The 14,789-nt window shown below is 66.4% G+C and carries 16 protein-coding genes; all 16 read left to right on the top strand.

Annotation, left to right across the window (positions count from 1 at the left end; translation table 11 throughout):
* The first annotated feature begins 40 nt into the window (after window positions 1-40).
* The 16 genes from N1F91_RS12265 (at window position 41) to N1F91_RS12190 (ending at window position 14,745) form a co-directional block, all read left to right on the top strand.
* The gene (locus tag N1F91_RS12265; protein WP_289992477.1) at window positions 41-700 is read left to right on the top strand and encodes a hypothetical protein; all 660 of its coding nucleotides are present in this window, start codon (window positions 41-43) and stop codon (window positions 698-700) included.
* A complete protein-coding gene (locus tag N1F91_RS12260) occupies window positions 697-1,983 on the top strand; it encodes a MotB family protein (protein WP_289992476.1) in 1,287 nt (428 codons plus the stop codon). The genes N1F91_RS12265 and N1F91_RS12260 overlap by 4 nt, the downstream gene beginning before the upstream one ends.
* Entirely contained in the window at window positions 1,980-3,263 is a 1,284-nt protein-coding gene (locus tag N1F91_RS12255; protein ID WP_289992475.1) for a chemotaxis protein MotC, read from the top strand. The genes N1F91_RS12260 and N1F91_RS12255 overlap by 4 nt, the downstream gene beginning before the upstream one ends.
* Entirely contained in the window at window positions 3,260-4,555 is a 1,296-nt protein-coding gene (locus N1F91_RS12250; RefSeq protein WP_289992474.1) for a flagellar hook-length control protein FliK, read from the top strand. The genes N1F91_RS12255 and N1F91_RS12250 overlap by 4 nt, the downstream gene beginning before the upstream one ends.
* A complete protein-coding gene (locus tag N1F91_RS12245; RefSeq protein WP_289992473.1) occupies window positions 4,506-5,063 on the top strand; it encodes a transglycosylase SLT domain-containing protein in 558 nt (185 codons plus the stop codon). The genes N1F91_RS12250 and N1F91_RS12245 overlap by 50 nt, the downstream gene beginning before the upstream one ends.
* A gap of 184 nt (window positions 5,064-5,247) precedes the next feature.
* The gene (locus tag N1F91_RS12240) at window positions 5,248-5,919 is read left to right on the top strand and encodes a response regulator transcription factor (RefSeq protein WP_289992472.1); all 672 of its coding nucleotides are present in this window, start codon (window positions 5,248-5,250) and stop codon (window positions 5,917-5,919) included.
* A 142-nt stretch (window positions 5,920-6,061) separates the two neighbouring features.
* Entirely contained in the window at window positions 6,062-7,321 is a 1,260-nt protein-coding gene (locus N1F91_RS12235; RefSeq protein ID WP_289992469.1) for a flagellar hook protein FlgE, read from the top strand.
* Window positions 7,322-7,353: 32 nt separating this feature from the next.
* On the top strand, window positions 7,354-8,814 hold the full coding sequence (flgK, locus tag N1F91_RS12230) for a flagellar hook-associated protein FlgK (protein WP_289992466.1): 1,461 nt from the start codon (window positions 7,354-7,356) through the stop codon (window positions 8,812-8,814).
* A 7-nt stretch (window positions 8,815-8,821) separates the two neighbouring features.
* Entirely contained in the window at window positions 8,822-9,871 is a 1,050-nt protein-coding gene (locus tag N1F91_RS12225; RefSeq protein WP_289992464.1) for a flagellar hook-associated family protein, read from the top strand.
* Window positions 9,872-9,912: 41 nt separating this feature from the next.
* Window positions 9,913-10,260: a flagellar biosynthesis regulator FlaF gene (gene flaF, locus N1F91_RS12220; RefSeq protein ID WP_289992462.1), complete on the top strand. Its 348-nt coding sequence runs from the start codon at window positions 9,913-9,915 to the stop codon at window positions 10,258-10,260.
* Window positions 10,257-10,703: a flagellar biosynthesis repressor FlbT gene (gene flbT / locus N1F91_RS12215; protein ID WP_289992460.1), complete on the top strand. Its 447-nt coding sequence runs from the start codon at window positions 10,257-10,259 to the stop codon at window positions 10,701-10,703. Before flaF ends, flbT begins: the two co-directional genes overlap by 4 nt.
* A complete protein-coding gene (gene flgD / locus N1F91_RS12210; protein WP_289992458.1) occupies window positions 10,700-11,089 on the top strand; it encodes a flagellar hook assembly protein FlgD in 390 nt (129 codons plus the stop codon). Before flbT ends, flgD begins: the two co-directional genes overlap by 4 nt.
* A gap of 34 nt (window positions 11,090-11,123) precedes the next feature.
* Window positions 11,124-11,390, top strand: coding sequence for a flagellar biosynthesis protein FliQ (fliQ, locus tag N1F91_RS12205; RefSeq protein ID WP_289992456.1), 267 nt, complete (start codon window positions 11,124-11,126; stop codon window positions 11,388-11,390).
* 106 nt (window positions 11,391-11,496) lie between these two features.
* Window positions 11,497-13,587 carry a flagellar biosynthesis protein FlhA gene (gene flhA / locus N1F91_RS12200; protein WP_289992455.1) on the top strand — a complete coding sequence of 697 codons (2,091 nt, stop codon included), beginning with the start codon at window positions 11,497-11,499 and terminating at the stop codon, window positions 13,585-13,587.
* Entirely contained in the window at window positions 13,584-14,336 is a 753-nt protein-coding gene (gene fliR, locus N1F91_RS12195; protein ID WP_289992454.1) for a flagellar biosynthetic protein FliR, read from the top strand. The genes flhA and fliR overlap by 4 nt, the downstream gene beginning before the upstream one ends.
* 1 nt (window position 14,337) lies before the next feature.
* The gene (locus tag N1F91_RS12190) at window positions 14,338-14,745 is read left to right on the top strand and encodes a hypothetical protein (RefSeq protein ID WP_289992453.1); all 408 of its coding nucleotides are present in this window, start codon (window positions 14,338-14,340) and stop codon (window positions 14,743-14,745) included.
* Window positions 14,746-14,789: the final 44 nt, after the last annotated feature.

Here is a 14,789-nt window from a genome sequence, read left to right as displayed (position 1 = left end):
GCAATCCGCCTTCGGCGGTTCCGCTCCCGCCGCCCTGTCGATGCCGGATTTCGCCTTCGCGCCGCCGGGAGGCGATGCCCCGCGCGACGACGACGCCCTGGATGGCATGCCGGGCATGGCCTTCGAGCCGCCCCACCCCCCCTTCGGCTCGCACGACCCCGAATTCGGCTTTGCTGCCCCGCCGCCGGCCGTCGATGTCGACGCCCTCGTCGCGGAAGCGGTCGCGCAGGCCGAGGCGAGCCTGGCCGAGCGGCTGGAAGCGGAATTCGCCGAACGGCTCGAAGCCCGGGACAAGGCCCATGGCGAGGAACTGGAGCACCTGCGGCGGGAAGCGGGCGAGGCCGCCGGCATGCGGATCGCCGATGAGTTCGCCGCCCTGGAGAAGCGCCTGAGCGCCTACACGTCCGACGTCGTGGCGCGGCTCCTCGCCCCCGTGATGACCGAGGATCTGCAGCGAAAGGCCGTCGCCGCCCTCACCACGGTCATCGACGCGGCAATCCGCGATTCCGGCGCGGTGCGAATCCGTGTGCGCGGACCGCTGTCGCTGTTCGAAATGCTGGAAGCCCGCCTCGGCGAGCATTCCGGGCGCCTCGTATTTACCGAAACGCAGGAACTCGACCTGCAGGTGGCTGTCGACGAAAGCCTCTACGAGACGCGGCTTTCCGAATGGTCGCAATCGCTCGCCGAGGCCGTCCCATGAGCATGAGCAACGCGGATCACCACGTCGAGGAGATCATCATCGTCAGGAGACATGGCGATGATCATGACGACCACCACGGTGGTGTCTGGAAGATCGCCTTTGCCGACTTCATGACGGCGCTGATGTGCTTCTTCCTGGTGATGTGGCTGATCAATGCCGCCAACGAGGAGACGAAGGTCTCGGTCGCGAGCTATTTCAACCCGATCAAGCTCACCGACCGCAATGCCAGCCGGCGCGGCCTCGACGAGGCTGGCGCCGGCCCCGAAACGCAGCAGGGATCCAGCGAGACGCCCGACAAGGAGAGCACGGCCAACGACGCCAAGGGCCCGGCCACCGCAGGCGAAGGCCAGGAGATGAGCTCCAAGGCCGGCGAGAAGGCGGAACTGCAATCCGACGAGAACCTGTTCTCCGACCCCTACGCCATCCTCGCCGAGATCGCCGCCGAATCCGGCGAGTTGCAGAACCTCAGCGAGAGGGGCGACGGCGGCGCGGGCCAGTCCGGCGCAGCCACGGGTGCGTCGGGCGGCGAATCCTTCCGCGATCCCTTCGCGCCGGACTTCTGGTCGAAGCAGGTGGAGCAGGACCAGCCCGGCGAGCCCGACCTGTTCGAGCAGCCGAAGGCACAGAACCCGGCCGAGGGCGCCGATCCGCGCAGCGGCCTGGTCGCCGTGGCCCCGGAGGACGACCCCTTCGCGCAGGACGTGTTCACCGACCCCGACAAGGTCGCGAAGCCGGTGTCCAGCGACGGGGAGGCCGAAGCCGGCGAGGGCAGCAAGCCGGGCGGCAAGGCCGAGGCAGGCGAGCCCGGCATCGATCCGGCCGCCGCCCGGATGGCGGAAGAGATCAAGGCGGAACTGGCCGAGGCCTTCGGCGTCAACGAGAAGATCACCGACGGCATCACCGTCACGCCGACGGATCGCGGCGTCATGATCTCGCTGACCGATCAGCTCGACTACGGCATGTTCGAAATCGGCTCCGCCGTCCCTCGCCGCGATCTCGTCCTGGCGATGGAGAAGGTCGCCTCGATCCTCAACGGCAAGCCGGGCGCGATCATCATCAACGGCCATACCGACGCGCGGCCGTTCCGCAACGACAAGTACGACAACTGGCGGCTTTCGAGCGCCCGGGCCCAGAGCGCCTACTACATGCTCGTGCGCGGCGGCCTCGAGGAAAGGCGCGTGCGGGAGATCACGGGCTACGCAGACCGGCAGCTGAAGCTCGCGGACGACCCCTATTCCGACACCAACCGGCGCATCGAGATCCTGCTGGAGACCGGCGGATGAACTGGCGGGCGCGCACCGCTTCGGTGCTGCTTTCAGCCTGCCTGCCCATAGCCGCGCAGGCGGCAGACGACATCGCGCCCTACAAGATGGTTCGCTCCCTGCAGATCGTGCAGGACCAGATCGCCAATGGCGACCACGCCTCGCTGCCCATGCAGCAGAAGCTGCTCGAACTCACCGACGCGCGCTTCCGCAGCGCCGGCAAGGCGGATTTCGAGGATCCGCGCAATCTCTCGGCCCTACTGGTGTGGGCCATGAGCGGCGGCAATCCGACGACGGTCGAGGTGACTCTGTCGCGGCTGCAGCTGGAAGGCGACGACGCCGTCGTCGGCAAGGGCGTTCTGGCCTACATGCGCGGCCAGCTCGTGCGGGCGGCCGCCATCCTCGATCCGATCGACCCGATGGCCCGCCGCGACGACACCGGCGCTTTCATCGCCCTGGTCAAGGGATCGATCATCGGCGGAAAGTCCCCTGCCCCGGCGCTCGAGCTGATGGACCAGGCGCGGCTGCTTGCACCGGGCACGCTGGTCGAGGAGGCCGCGCTGCGGCGTTCCCTGCCGCTGGTGCTGACGATGCGGCAGCCCGACCGGTTCCTGCGCCTCTCCGAACAGTACACGCGCCGCTTCTTGCGTTCGCCCTATGCGAGCGAATTCGCCGACGCCTTTGTCGAAGGGCTCGTCACCTTCCACGACGACATCGACGAGACGCAGATCGACACCATCGTCTCGCTGATGTCGCCACCCCAGCAGGAGGCGATCTACCTGCGTCTCGCCCGTCGCAGCACGATCAAGGGCCAGATCGACCGCTCGGCCTTCGCCTCCGAAAAGGCGAGGAAGACCATGCAGGACACCGAGCAGGGGGCAGATCCCCGCGCGATGCTCTACCAGGCGATCGCCTCGATCACCTCCGAGAACATCGAGGAGGTGCTGGCGCGGCTGAAGGATGTCGACCCAGGGGAACTGTCGCCCCGCGACCGGCGCCTGCTGCTCGCAGCGCGTGCCATCGCCGCGGAGGTGCTCGCGCCGCCTGAAAGCGAGCAGCCGCCCGTCGAAGAAGGCGAGACGGAGGAAGCCGCCGCAGTCGAGACGCCGGCAGAGGCCGCGCCCGAGCCGGTCGTCGCCCCGCCGCCGGGCGAGCCCGCCGTTCCTGCGGGGCTCACGGAAATGGCGGCGGAAGCCGGCATCGTGGCGGCAGACCAGACCGAATCGAACGCGCTCATGACCTCGGTCCGCTCGAAGCTCGACGAAGTGGACCGCCTTCTGTCCGGGGAGAAGCAGAAATGATCGACATCGCGACCACGCCCGGACCCGCGGCCATGCCGGGCGGCCAGGGCGGTGGCGCTTCGCGCGATGCCGCGGGCGGCTTCGCCGATCTCGTCGCGCGGCCCGGTCCAGTCAGGGCGGCTTCAAGCGCTTCGGGCGCCACCGACGCCACGACGGACGCCACGGACGACGCCGAAATGCCAACCGGCGATCGTGAGGCCGGCGCGCAGGGGAACGAGGACGGCCCGGCCGACGGCGAGGTCAGCCCGCCTTGGCCCGTACGAAGCCTCCACAAGGTGCTCGCGTCGCTTCTGGGCGGCCGCGCCAGCCCGGCCGATCGAGGAGATGGACCGTCCGCAAACCCGGTCCCCGGTAGCGCGGGCGAGACCGAGGTCGTTGCGGAAGAGGCAGCGAAGCCGGACGAGGAACCCGCTGTCGAGGCAGAGGACGGAACCGGCGAAGATACCGACGACGTCGATGCCGCGGCTGCGGCCGGCGCGGCCGCCATGGCCGTGGCGATCATCCTGCCCCCACAGCCCCGCGACCAGCGCCCTGCGGGCGCCGGTGCCGCCAGGCCGGCCGAGCAGACCGCCTCCGCGCAGCCCGCAGCACCGGCAGCCGCGCCGCCCGAAGAGGAGGCAGGGCAGGACGGCCAGCCATCGCACGACGAACGGCGGGGCGAAGCGGCATCGGACGCCGGCAACAGGCGCAGTCCCGCTCCCGAGACGGGCGACATGAAGGTCCGCGTGATCGCCGAAACCGTCGCGCCGGCCCCCGGACCGTCGCAAAACAGCCGCACTGTCGCGGATCTTGCCGCGGCCGTCGCCTCGGATGACGGGTGGAAGGGGGCTATGGAGCGGGCGGCAGCGTCCCGCGCGGATGCCGCGAACGTTCCGGCGGGCCCCGTGCGCGATCTCCGGATCCAGCTCAACCCGGCCGAACTGGGCTCCGTCGATGCTCGCCTGCGGATTGTTGGAGAGCAACTATCAGTGGAGATTCGCGTCGAAAGTGGCGAAGCCTTCCGTCGTCTGTCGTCCGAAAAGGACGCCATTCTGACCGCCCTGCGCGGCCTCGGATTCGCGGTGGACGACGTCTCGATCCAGCAGCAGCCAGCCGCGTCCGCGCAGGTCCAGGCCAGTCCCGGCGGCAGGCAGGGCGACACCTCCGGAGGGCTCTCACAAGGCGCCGGACGCGGCCATCAGGGCGACGGCGGCGCGTCGGGAGGACGCCCGCGCGGCGAAGAACAGGGAGGTCAGAACGGCGATGCGCGCACTCCTGCGACACGCCCTGCTGGTGGCGGCCTTTACATCTAGCGCAACCTCCGGTGCCCTTGCCAATCCCTGCGAGGCGGAGATCCTGCGCGCCTCGAAGAGATACGACATCCCTGTCGGCATACTATATGCAATAGGACTTACGGAGACCGGCCACAAGGGAAGCCTGCAGCCCTATGCCCTCAACATCGAGGGCAAGGCCGTTTTCGCCCGCACGCCAGCCGAGGCCGAACGCCTCTTCGCCACGGCCAGGCGCAACGGCAAGACCCTCATCGACCTGGGCTGCATGCAGATCAATCATCACTACCATGCGACCGCGTTCAGCAGCATTGCCGAGATGCTCGACCCGCGCCACAATGTCGACTACGCGGCCCGCTTTCTCGTCGAACTGAAACAGCGTCACAAGACCTGGTCCCTGGCTGTCGCGCGCTACCATGCAGGCCCCGACAACGACCCCGCCCAGAAGCGTTATGTCTGCCGCGTCATCACCAACATGGTCGCGACCGGCTTCGGACGTTGGACCGAAGGCGCAAGAAGTTTCTGCAACTAACAGGTTGTATCGACGAGCGTCCGGGTGATATACGCAGCCTGTGAACAAGCTGTGGACGAGGAGTTTTCCGGTCTCAGCAAGTATCCCCAGATCTGACACATGAATTCTGACAGTTGTCGTCGATTCCCGGCAGCGGCTACCCCATTCACCAGCGGGCTAAGCAACTGATTCGGGGGGCGCACCGATGATTGTCATCGTTGATGAACGTGAACGCGTAAAGGAAGGGTTTACATCGCTTTTCGGCAGGGAAGGCGTTCCCACGACCGGCTTCCGTGCGAGCGAGTTCGGCGAGTGGGTGAGCAGCGCCGCGACCGAAGACCTCCAGTCGATCGGCGCCTTCCTGATCGGCGAATGCGACGACCATCCGGTATCGCCTCGCCTCCTTCGCGAACGCACCGGCGCCCCAGTCATCGCGCTCTCGGACCAGCACTCGCTGGAGAACACGCTCAGGCTGTTCGAATCGGGCGTCGACGACGTCATCCGCAAGCCTGTCCACATCCGCGAGATCCTGGCGCGCATCGCAGCGATCCGGCGTCGCGTACACGACGAATCCGCAAGCTGGACCGATATGGGTGCGCTGCGCATTTTCATGAACGGCCGCGACCCCGAGATTGACGGCGTGCCGCTGCCATTGCCGCGACGCGAGCGCCGAATCCTGGAGTTCCTGGCGCAGAACCGCGGACGCCGCGTGACCAAGACGCAGGTCTTCAACTCGATCTACGGCATCTTCGACGAGGAGGTCGAGGAGAACGTGATCGAGAGCCATGTCAGCAAGCTGCGCAAGAAACTGCGTGAGCGGCTCGGCTTCGATCCGATCGATTCGAAGCGGTTTCTCGGCTACTGCCTCAACGTCTGAGCCCGGAACGGGCGCCAAGGCGGCCAAGGTCGTCGCCGGAAGCCTCGCCCGAAAGGTTTCGTTAACCTTCGAGTACAGTTTCGCACAAGTCCGGAAAGCTAGCCTGCGTGATGGGCGACGCTGGCAGCGAAGGAAAGTCTCCATGAGCCTCTACGGGATGATGCGCACCGGGGTTTCCGGCATGCAGGGACAGTCGAACCGGCTGGGGACCGTCGCCGACAACATCGCGAATGCCGGCACCAACGGCTACAAGAAGTCGACCATCGAATTCTCCACGCTCGTGATCGGCTCGTCGGAAGGCTACTACTCCTCGGGCGGCATCGTCAGCGACGTGCGCGCGTCGGTGTCCCGCCAGGGCGTCATCCAGTACACGCCGTCGGCGACCGACCTTGCGATCGAAGGCAACGGCTTCTTCGTCGTCCAGGACGAGTCCGGTGAACCCTTCCTCACCCGCGCCGGCTCCTTCGTCCCCGACGATCAGGGTCGCCTTGTGAATGCCGCCGGCTTCTACCTTCTCGGATACAGCTTCGCCAACGGCGATCCGAGCCCGGTCGCCAATTCCTTCGCCGGCCTTCAGCCGGTAACGGTCGTTCAGCAGGCGATGTCGGCCGTCCCGACGACCGCCGGCAGCATCACTGCCAACCTTCCGGCAAACGCGGACGACGTGGCGGCCGCACAGCTTCCTTCGACCAATGCCGGCGGCGCCGAATACACCAACAAGACATCGCTCGTGGTCTATGACAGCCTCGGCGGCGAGGTTCTGCTCGATATCTACTATTCCAAGACCGCAGACAACGAGTGGGAAATCTCGATCTTCAACCAGGCCGACGGTACGGCCAATACCGGGTTCCCCTACGCCTCCGGCCCGCTTGCATCCGACACGCTGATCTTCGACGGCACGAACGGCCAGCTCGACGTCTCCAGCATCACTGAACTTGCGGTACCGGTCCCGGGCGGCGAGACGCTGACGCTCGACCTGTCCCAGATGAGCCAGCTTGCCACCAGCTATACCCCCGGCGAGGCGAATGTGAACGGCAGCGCCGCGAGCGCCGTGAAGGAGATCAAGATCGGCGAGGACGGCACCGTCTACGCCCGCTACGAGAACGGCACGATGCAGGCTCTCTACAAGATCCCGCTTGCCAATGTGCGCAGCCCCGACCAGCTGATCATCGGCTCGGGCAACGTCTTCAGCCAGAGCCCGAGCTCGGGCGACGTCTTCCTCGGCTTTGCCGATTCCGGCGGCTTCGGCTCCATCAGCTCCGGTGCGCTCGAGGCATCCAACGTCGACATCGGCGAGGAATTGACCGCCATGATCGAGGCGCAGCGCAGCTACACCGCCAATTCGAAGGTGTTCCAGACCGGCTCCGAGCTGATGGACATCCTCGTGAACCTCAAGAGGTAAACCAGCATGCCCGGCCCGGAGAGTGGTGACGGATGTCGCTGACAACGGCGCTCAACATCGCCCAGAGCGCGTTGCTCGCGACGTCCAAGCGCACGAGCGTCGTCTCGCAGAACATCACCAACGCCGGGAATGCGGACTACGCCCGGCGGACGGCCGTTCTTGCCAGCACCGACGGCGGTGTCCGGGTCGCGGAGGTCCGCCGCGCGACCAACGAGGCCCTGTTCCGGCAGAACCTGCGCGCCTCGTCGGACTGGCAGGGTCAGCAGCGCCTGCTCTCGGGGCTCGACAGCCTCGCCACCGCCGTCAACGGCACGGACAACGCCTCGTCGCCCACCACCGCGCTCGCCAACCTGCGCGACGCGCTCCAGCTCTACTCTGCCACGCCGTCGAGCTCGAATCTCGCCGAAGGCGCCATCGATGCGGCGCGCCAGCTCGTGCGCTCCCTGAACGACGGCTCGGATGCGATCCAGAGCGTCCGCACCAGCGCCGACATCGAGATCAGGACGGCCGTCTCCGACATCAACACGCTGCTCGCCGACTTCGAGGCCGCCAACCGGCAGGTCATCTCCGCGACCTCCACCGGGCGCGACCCCAACAGCTTCATCGACCAGCGCAACGCCATCCTCTCCGAGATCGCGCAATACATGCCGATCTCGACCTATACGCGCGGCAGCGACGACATGGTCATCATGACCGGCGACGGCGCGACCCTGTTCGAGACGGTCCCCCGCGCCGTCACCTTCGAGCCGACCGCATCCTTCGGCCCCGGCATGACGGGCAATTCCGTCTATGTCGACGGCGTCCCGATCACTGCCGCGGACCAGGCTGCGGGCGAGATTTCCGGCACGCTCGGCGCGCTGGTGAAGCTGCGCGACGATGTCGCCGTCACCATGCAGACGCAGATCGACGAGATCGCCCGCGGCGCGATCCTGGCCTTCGCCGAGGTCGACCAGACCGGCGGCGGCGCGCCGGCGCTGGCGGGCCTCTTCACCTGGAGCGGCGGGCCGGACCTGCCGACCGACGGGGTGGTCACCCAGGGCCTCGCCGCGATGATCACGGTCAACCCGGCCTTCGACAGCGAGCAGGGCGGCGATCCCGTGCTGCTGCGCGACGGCGGGGCAAACGGTACCGATTACCTCGCCAACACCTCCGGCGGGGCCTCCTTCGCCACCCTGCTGATCGGCTATGCCGACCGCATCGACGAGCCGGTCGTCTTCGATTCGGCGGCGGGGATTGCGGCGAATGTCAGTCTCGCCGATTTCGGCGCGAACGCCATCGGCTGGATCGAGGGGCTGCGCCAGCAGTCCTCGGGTGCGGAGGTGAACGCGAGCGCCATGATGGTGCGCTCCGCCGAGGCGCTGTCCAATGAAACGGGAGTGAACGTCGACACGGAGATGTCGTTGCTACTCGACCTCGAACATTCCTACGAGGCCTCCGCCCGCATCATCAGCACGGTCGACCGGATGATGGCGGCCCTCCTGGAACTGGTGTGATCGCGCCATGAAGGTCAATTTCGTCTCCACCGACGCCATCCGCAACGCCCTGCGCTACTCGCTGACGCAGATGCAGTCCGAGCTGATCTCCGGCCAGAAGGAGGTTCAGACCGGAAAGGTCGCCGATCTGGGTCTGTCGATCGGCGTCCGCGCCGGCAAGGCGGTCACCCTGTCGCGCGACATCGTGCGGATGGAGACGATCGTCGGCACCAACTCGCTGGTCTCGTCACGGCTCACTGCCACGCAGAACGCGCTCGGTCAGCTATCGGAGGGCTCGTCGACTTTCCTGTCGGCTCTCGCCGCGGCGGTGTCGGGCGATGCCGACCAGGCCACGACGCGCCAAGCGGCGGTGTCGATGCTCCAGTCTCTCACCGGCATCGTCAATTCGAGCTTCAACGGCGAGCACGTCTTCGCCGGCGTCAACACCGACGTCGTCCCTCTCGCCGACTATTTCGACGAAAGCGCGCCCGGTCCCAAGGCTGCCATCGACGCCGCCTTCTTCGCCGAGTTCGGCTTTTCGGCAGACGACCCCGCCGCCGACGCCTTAACCGCCATCCAGATGACGGACTTCATTGATGGCGCTCTCGGTGACGAGTTCTTCGGCCCGGGCTGGGAGACGAACTGGTCGTCCGCCTCGGACCAGGGCATCACCACCCGCATCGCGCTCAACGAAACCGCGGAAACCTCGGTCAGCGCCAACATCGAGGGCATCCGCAAGCTCACCATGGCCGCAGCCATGGTGGCCAACCTCTTCGAAGGCGACCTCAACGATCAGGCGCTGGTGGCCATCGCGGATTCGGCCGTCAGGATGGTGGGCGAGGCGATGGGCGACCTGGCCCAGACGCAGGCCCGCGTCGGCTTCACCGAACAGCGCATCTCGAACGCCTCCGAGCGCGTCGAGATGCAGATCGATATCTTCAAGACCTTCCTGAACGAACTCGAAGGCGTCGACCCGTATGAAGCGTCCACTCGCGTAAACGCGTTGATCTCGCAGATCGAAACCTCATACGCCCTGACGGCTCGGATCCAGCAATTGAGTCTCACGAGGCTGTTGTAACAACCGCGGCCAGTGCGGCGCGCAGCGAAAACGGAAGAACGATGTATCAGTTCTCATACGCCGAAGTCCAAACCGATTCGGTTGCCGACGCGAAGGACCGCGAACGGCAGCTGCTCTCGCGGTCGATCGACCTGCTGGTCGCGGCGCGCGACAAGGGCGTCAACTCCATGCAGGCCATCGAGGCGCTGCATTTCCTCAATCGCGTCTGGACCACCTTCATCGAGGATCTGGCCAGCAGCGACAATGAACTGCCCTCGGAGCTGCGCGCCAATCTCATCTCGATCGGCCTGTGGCTGCTGCGCGAGGGCGAGGCAGTGCGACAGGGACAGTCCGACAATTTCGACGGCCTGATCGAGGTGTCGCAGATCATCAGGGACGGGATACAATGAAGAACACCCTGCGCATCTCGCTCAAGGCGAACGAGAAGATCTACATCAACGGCGCGGTGGTGCGTGTCGACCGCAAGACCTCGATCGAGTTCCTGAACGACGTGCAGTTCCTGCTGGAGAACCACGTCATGCAGCCGGAAAAGGCCTCGACGCCGCTGCGCCAGCTCTACTTCATCGTCCAGGTGATCCTGATGAACCCGGGCGAATCCGCACCGGCGCGGGAGATGTTCAAGCGCTCGCTGCCGATGCTGCTCGCCACCTTTACCAACGAGCAGGTGCTGGCCTCGCTGAAGCATGCCGACCGGCTGGTGGCGGAAGAGCATGTCTATGACGCGCTCAAGCTCATCCGCAGCCTCTTTCCCATCGAGGCCGCCATCCTCGCCGAACAGAGCAACCTCGCTCCCCCCCTCGCACCCGACGCGCTGGAGGCGCTCGCATCATGACCGTTCCCGCCGTCACCAGTTCGACCGCGACCACGACCTCCAGCCAGGCGAATGCCACCACGGTCGACTACGAATCCTTCCTGCGGCTCCTCGTCACCCAGATGAAGAACCAGGATCCGACCGCACCGATGGATTCGACCGACTACGTCGCGCAGCTTGCCACCTTCTCGCAGGTGGAGCAGACCGTGCAGACCAACAGCAAGCTCGACTCGCTGCTGCAGATGTCGCTGCTCGGCCAGGCGAGCAGCATCATCGGCCGCACGGTCACGGGCACCGACGGCACGACCGGCGTGGTGGCCGAGACCCGGATCACCGCCAGCGGCGTGACCGCGGTGCTCCAGAGCGGCGCGGAAGTGGTGATCGGAACCGGCGTCCGGATCAGCTGACGCGGGACCGGGCCGCGGGCGCCGGAGGAACCACATGAACGAGATCGACGCGCTGGAAATCGTCCAGTATGCCATCTGGACTGTCCTTCTGGCGTCCGGCCCCGCGGTGGTCGTCGCCATGCTCGTGGGCGTCTCCATCGCGCTGGTCCAGGCGCTGACGCAGGTCCAGGAGATCACGCTTACCTTCGTGCCGAAGATCATCTCGATCCTGCTCGCCGTGGCGCTGTCCGGCCCTTTCGTCGGCGCCCAGCTCTCCTCCTTCACCAACGTCATCTTCCAGCGCATCCAGAACGGGTTCTGACGGGACGCCTCCCCGCCCCTGCCCGCGCGCCGCGCGCTCACCCTCGCGCAAGCTTGCGCCGCTAGTCTGCGTCGCCTGTGGGCAAAGCCAGGAGAGACGCTGACCGATGGCCAACGTGACCATCACGCCGATACCGGCCGCGGCCGAGCGCAACAGCCGCGACATCTACTTCGCGATGGGCATCGTCACGATCCTGTCGGTGCTGTTCCTGCCGATCCCCTCCTTCATGATCGACATGGGCCTGGCGATCTCGATCGCCCTGTCCGTCCTGATCCTGATGGTGGCGCTGTGGATTCCGCGCCCGCTCGACTTCTCGTCCTTCCCCACCATCCTCCTGCTGGCGACCATGCTGCGTCTGGCGCTCAACATCGCCACCACGCGCGTCATCCTGGCGCACGGCAACGAGGGCACGCATGCGGCCGGCTACGTGATCGGCGGATTCTCCAACCTGGTGATGAGCGGCGACTTCGTCATCGGCCTGATCGTCTTCCTGATCCTGGTGATCGTGAACTTCATCGTCATCACCAAGGGTTCGACGCGCATCGCCGAAGTCGGCGCGCGCTTCACGCTCGATGCCATTCCCGGCAAGCAGATGTCGATCGACGCGGATCTCTCCGCGGGCATCATCAACGAGAAGGAGGCGCAGGCGCGTCGCCGCGAACTGGAGGAGGAAAGCTCCTTCTTCGGCTCGATGGACGGCGCCTCGAAATTCGTCCGCGGCGACGCCATCGCCGGCCTGATCATCACCGCCGTCAACATCGTCGGCGGCATCGCGATCGGCTACGGCCGGCACGGCATGAGCATCGGCGAGGCGGCTGACGTCTTCGTCAAGCTCTCGGTCGGCGACGGTCTGGTGACGCAGATCCCGGCGCTGATCGTTTCGCTCGCCGCCGGCCTTCTCGTCTCCAAGGGCGGCACCCGCGGCGCGGCGAACCAGGCTGTCATGGGTCAGCTCGCCGCCTATCCGCGCGCGCTCTACGTGGCGGCCGCGCTGCTGCTGGGGCTAGCCATCGTGCCAGGCCTGCCCTTCCTTCCCTTCATGGCACTGGCGGTGGCGCTGAGCCTCGTCGCCTACGTGATCCCGCAGCGCGCCAGGCGCCGCAGCGAGGCCGAGGCGGCCGCCTCGCAGCAGAAGGAGGCCGAAAAGGTCCAGGAGGACAAGAACTCGGTCAAGTCGTCGCTCAAGACCGCCGAGATCGAACTGCTGATCGGCAAGCAGCTGTCGACCCGGCTGCTCACTTCCCACCAGGAACTCGCCTTCCGCATGGGCAAGATGCGCAAGAAGTTCGCGCTCGACTACGGCTTCGTGGTGCCGGAGGTGCGGCTGACCGACGACTTCGCCATCCCGCCCAAGGCCTACCAGATCAAGATCCACGGCACCGTGGTGGCCGAGTACCAGATGCGGGTGGGCGAGGTCATGGTTCTGCTCGGCGGCAACCAGCCGCCGGACATGCCAGGCGAGGAGGTGCGCGAGCCGGCCTTCGGCATGCGCGCCTATTCGGTCCCGGAAACCTTCGCCGAGGACCTGAAGCGCGACAACTACGCCTACGCCGACAATCTCTCGGTCCTGCTGACGCATCTCTCCGAGGTGATCCGCAACAATCTGCCGCAGCTCCTGTCCTACAAGGACATGAAGGCGCTGATCGAGCGGCTCGACCCGGAATACAAGAAGCTCGCCGACGAAATCTGTTCGTCGCACATCTCCTATCCCGGCCTTCAGGCGGTGCTGAAGCTGCTGCTGGCCGAGCGCGTGTCGATCCGCAACCTGCACCTGATCATCGAGGCGATCGCCGAGATCGCGCCGCATGTCCGCCGCACCGAGCAGATCGTCGAGCACGTGCGGATCCGCATGTCGCAGCAGATCTGCGGCGACCTGACCGCTGGCGGCGTGCTCAAGGTGCTGCGCCTCGGCAACCGCTGGGACCTCGCCTTCCACCAGTCGCTCAAGCGCGACGCCAAGGGCGAGATTCGCGAGTTCGACATCGACCCGCGCCTGCTCGAGGAGTTCGGTCAGGAAGCGGCGAAGGTCGTCCGGAAGCATTTCGATTCAGGCGAGCGCTTCGTCATCGTCACGGCTCCGGACGCGCGACCCTACGTGCGCATGATCATCGAGCGCTTCTTCCCGACGCTGCCCGTCCTGTCGCATGTCGAGATCGCCAAGGGCGTCGAGATTCGCGTTCTCGGTTCCTTCTCGTGATCCTGCCCAGCGACCAGATCATCCTCGCAGCCTTCCTGGCCTTCTGCCGCGTCGGCGCCTGCTTCATGATCATGCCCGGCCTTTCGAGCGCGCGGGTGCCGTTCCAGGTGCGGCTCTTCGTGGCGATCGGCGCCACCTTCGCCATCACCGTGCACCTGTGGGACAGCCTGACGCCCTTCGTCTCGCGCGAACCGGCGGTGCTGGCGGGACTGGTCGTCTCGGAACTCCTGATCGGCGCGCTGATCGGCCTCGTCACCCGCGTCTACGTGCTAGCGCTGCAGTTCATGGGCTCGACCATCGCCATGATGACCGGCTACGGAAACATGGTCACCGGGGCGGTTGAGGAGAACGACGCGCAGGCGGCGATCACCAATCTCATCACCTTCTCGGCTCTGATGCTGCTCTTCATCATGAACTTTCACCACGACGTGGTGAAGGCGCTCGTCAACTCCTACCGCGTCGCCCCGCCGGACCTGCTGTTCAACCCCGGTTCGGCGCTCACGGACCTCGTCGACACGCTCGGACAGAGCTTCATGGTCATGGTCCAGCTCGGCAGCCCCTTCATCGCCTACGGCATCGTCGTCAACCTGGCGGTCGGGCTCCTCAACAAGCTGACGCCGCAGATCCCGATCTACTTCATCTCGCTGCCCTTCGTGCTCGTCGGCGGATTGCTCCTGATGTATCTCGGCATCGGGCCGCTGCTCAGGCTGTTTGCGGAGGGCTTCGTTCCGATGACGGTGGGACGGTAGCATGGCGAGCCGCTCCGACCGGCTGAAGCGCATCCTGCGCGTCCAGGAACAGCTGAAGGCGATGCACGAGATGCGCCGCGCCAACGAACTGCGTGCCGCGCACGCGGCCGAAGCGGAAGCCGCCGAGATCGCTTCGGGTAAAGCGGGCGACACATCCCTGTCGCGGCTGTTCCCGGACCTCTACGAACGCGCCATCGTGAAGGCGCACGACAAGCGAGACCGCCATCTCGAGTCGGCGCGCCAGGAGGCGCAGAAGATCGCTGCGGAGACCGTGCGGACCGACCGTATCGGCCAGGATTACCGGGCAGCCCTGCGCGTCGAGGAGCGCGCGACCGAGGAACGGAATGCACTGGAGACGGTCGAGCGGCTGCTTGGCTTGCCGCCGTCCAGGGGCGAATCCGGCGGGTAAGCCTGCGGCAAGCTTGGTCTGCGAAAAAACACGCAGCGAAACCG

The sequence above is a fragment of the Aquibium sp. ELW1220 genome, from assembly GCF_030398385.1.
Classification (GTDB): Bacteria; Pseudomonadota; Alphaproteobacteria; order Rhizobiales; family Rhizobiaceae; genus Aquibium.
This window is presented reverse-complemented; position numbering and strand designations above follow the sequence as displayed.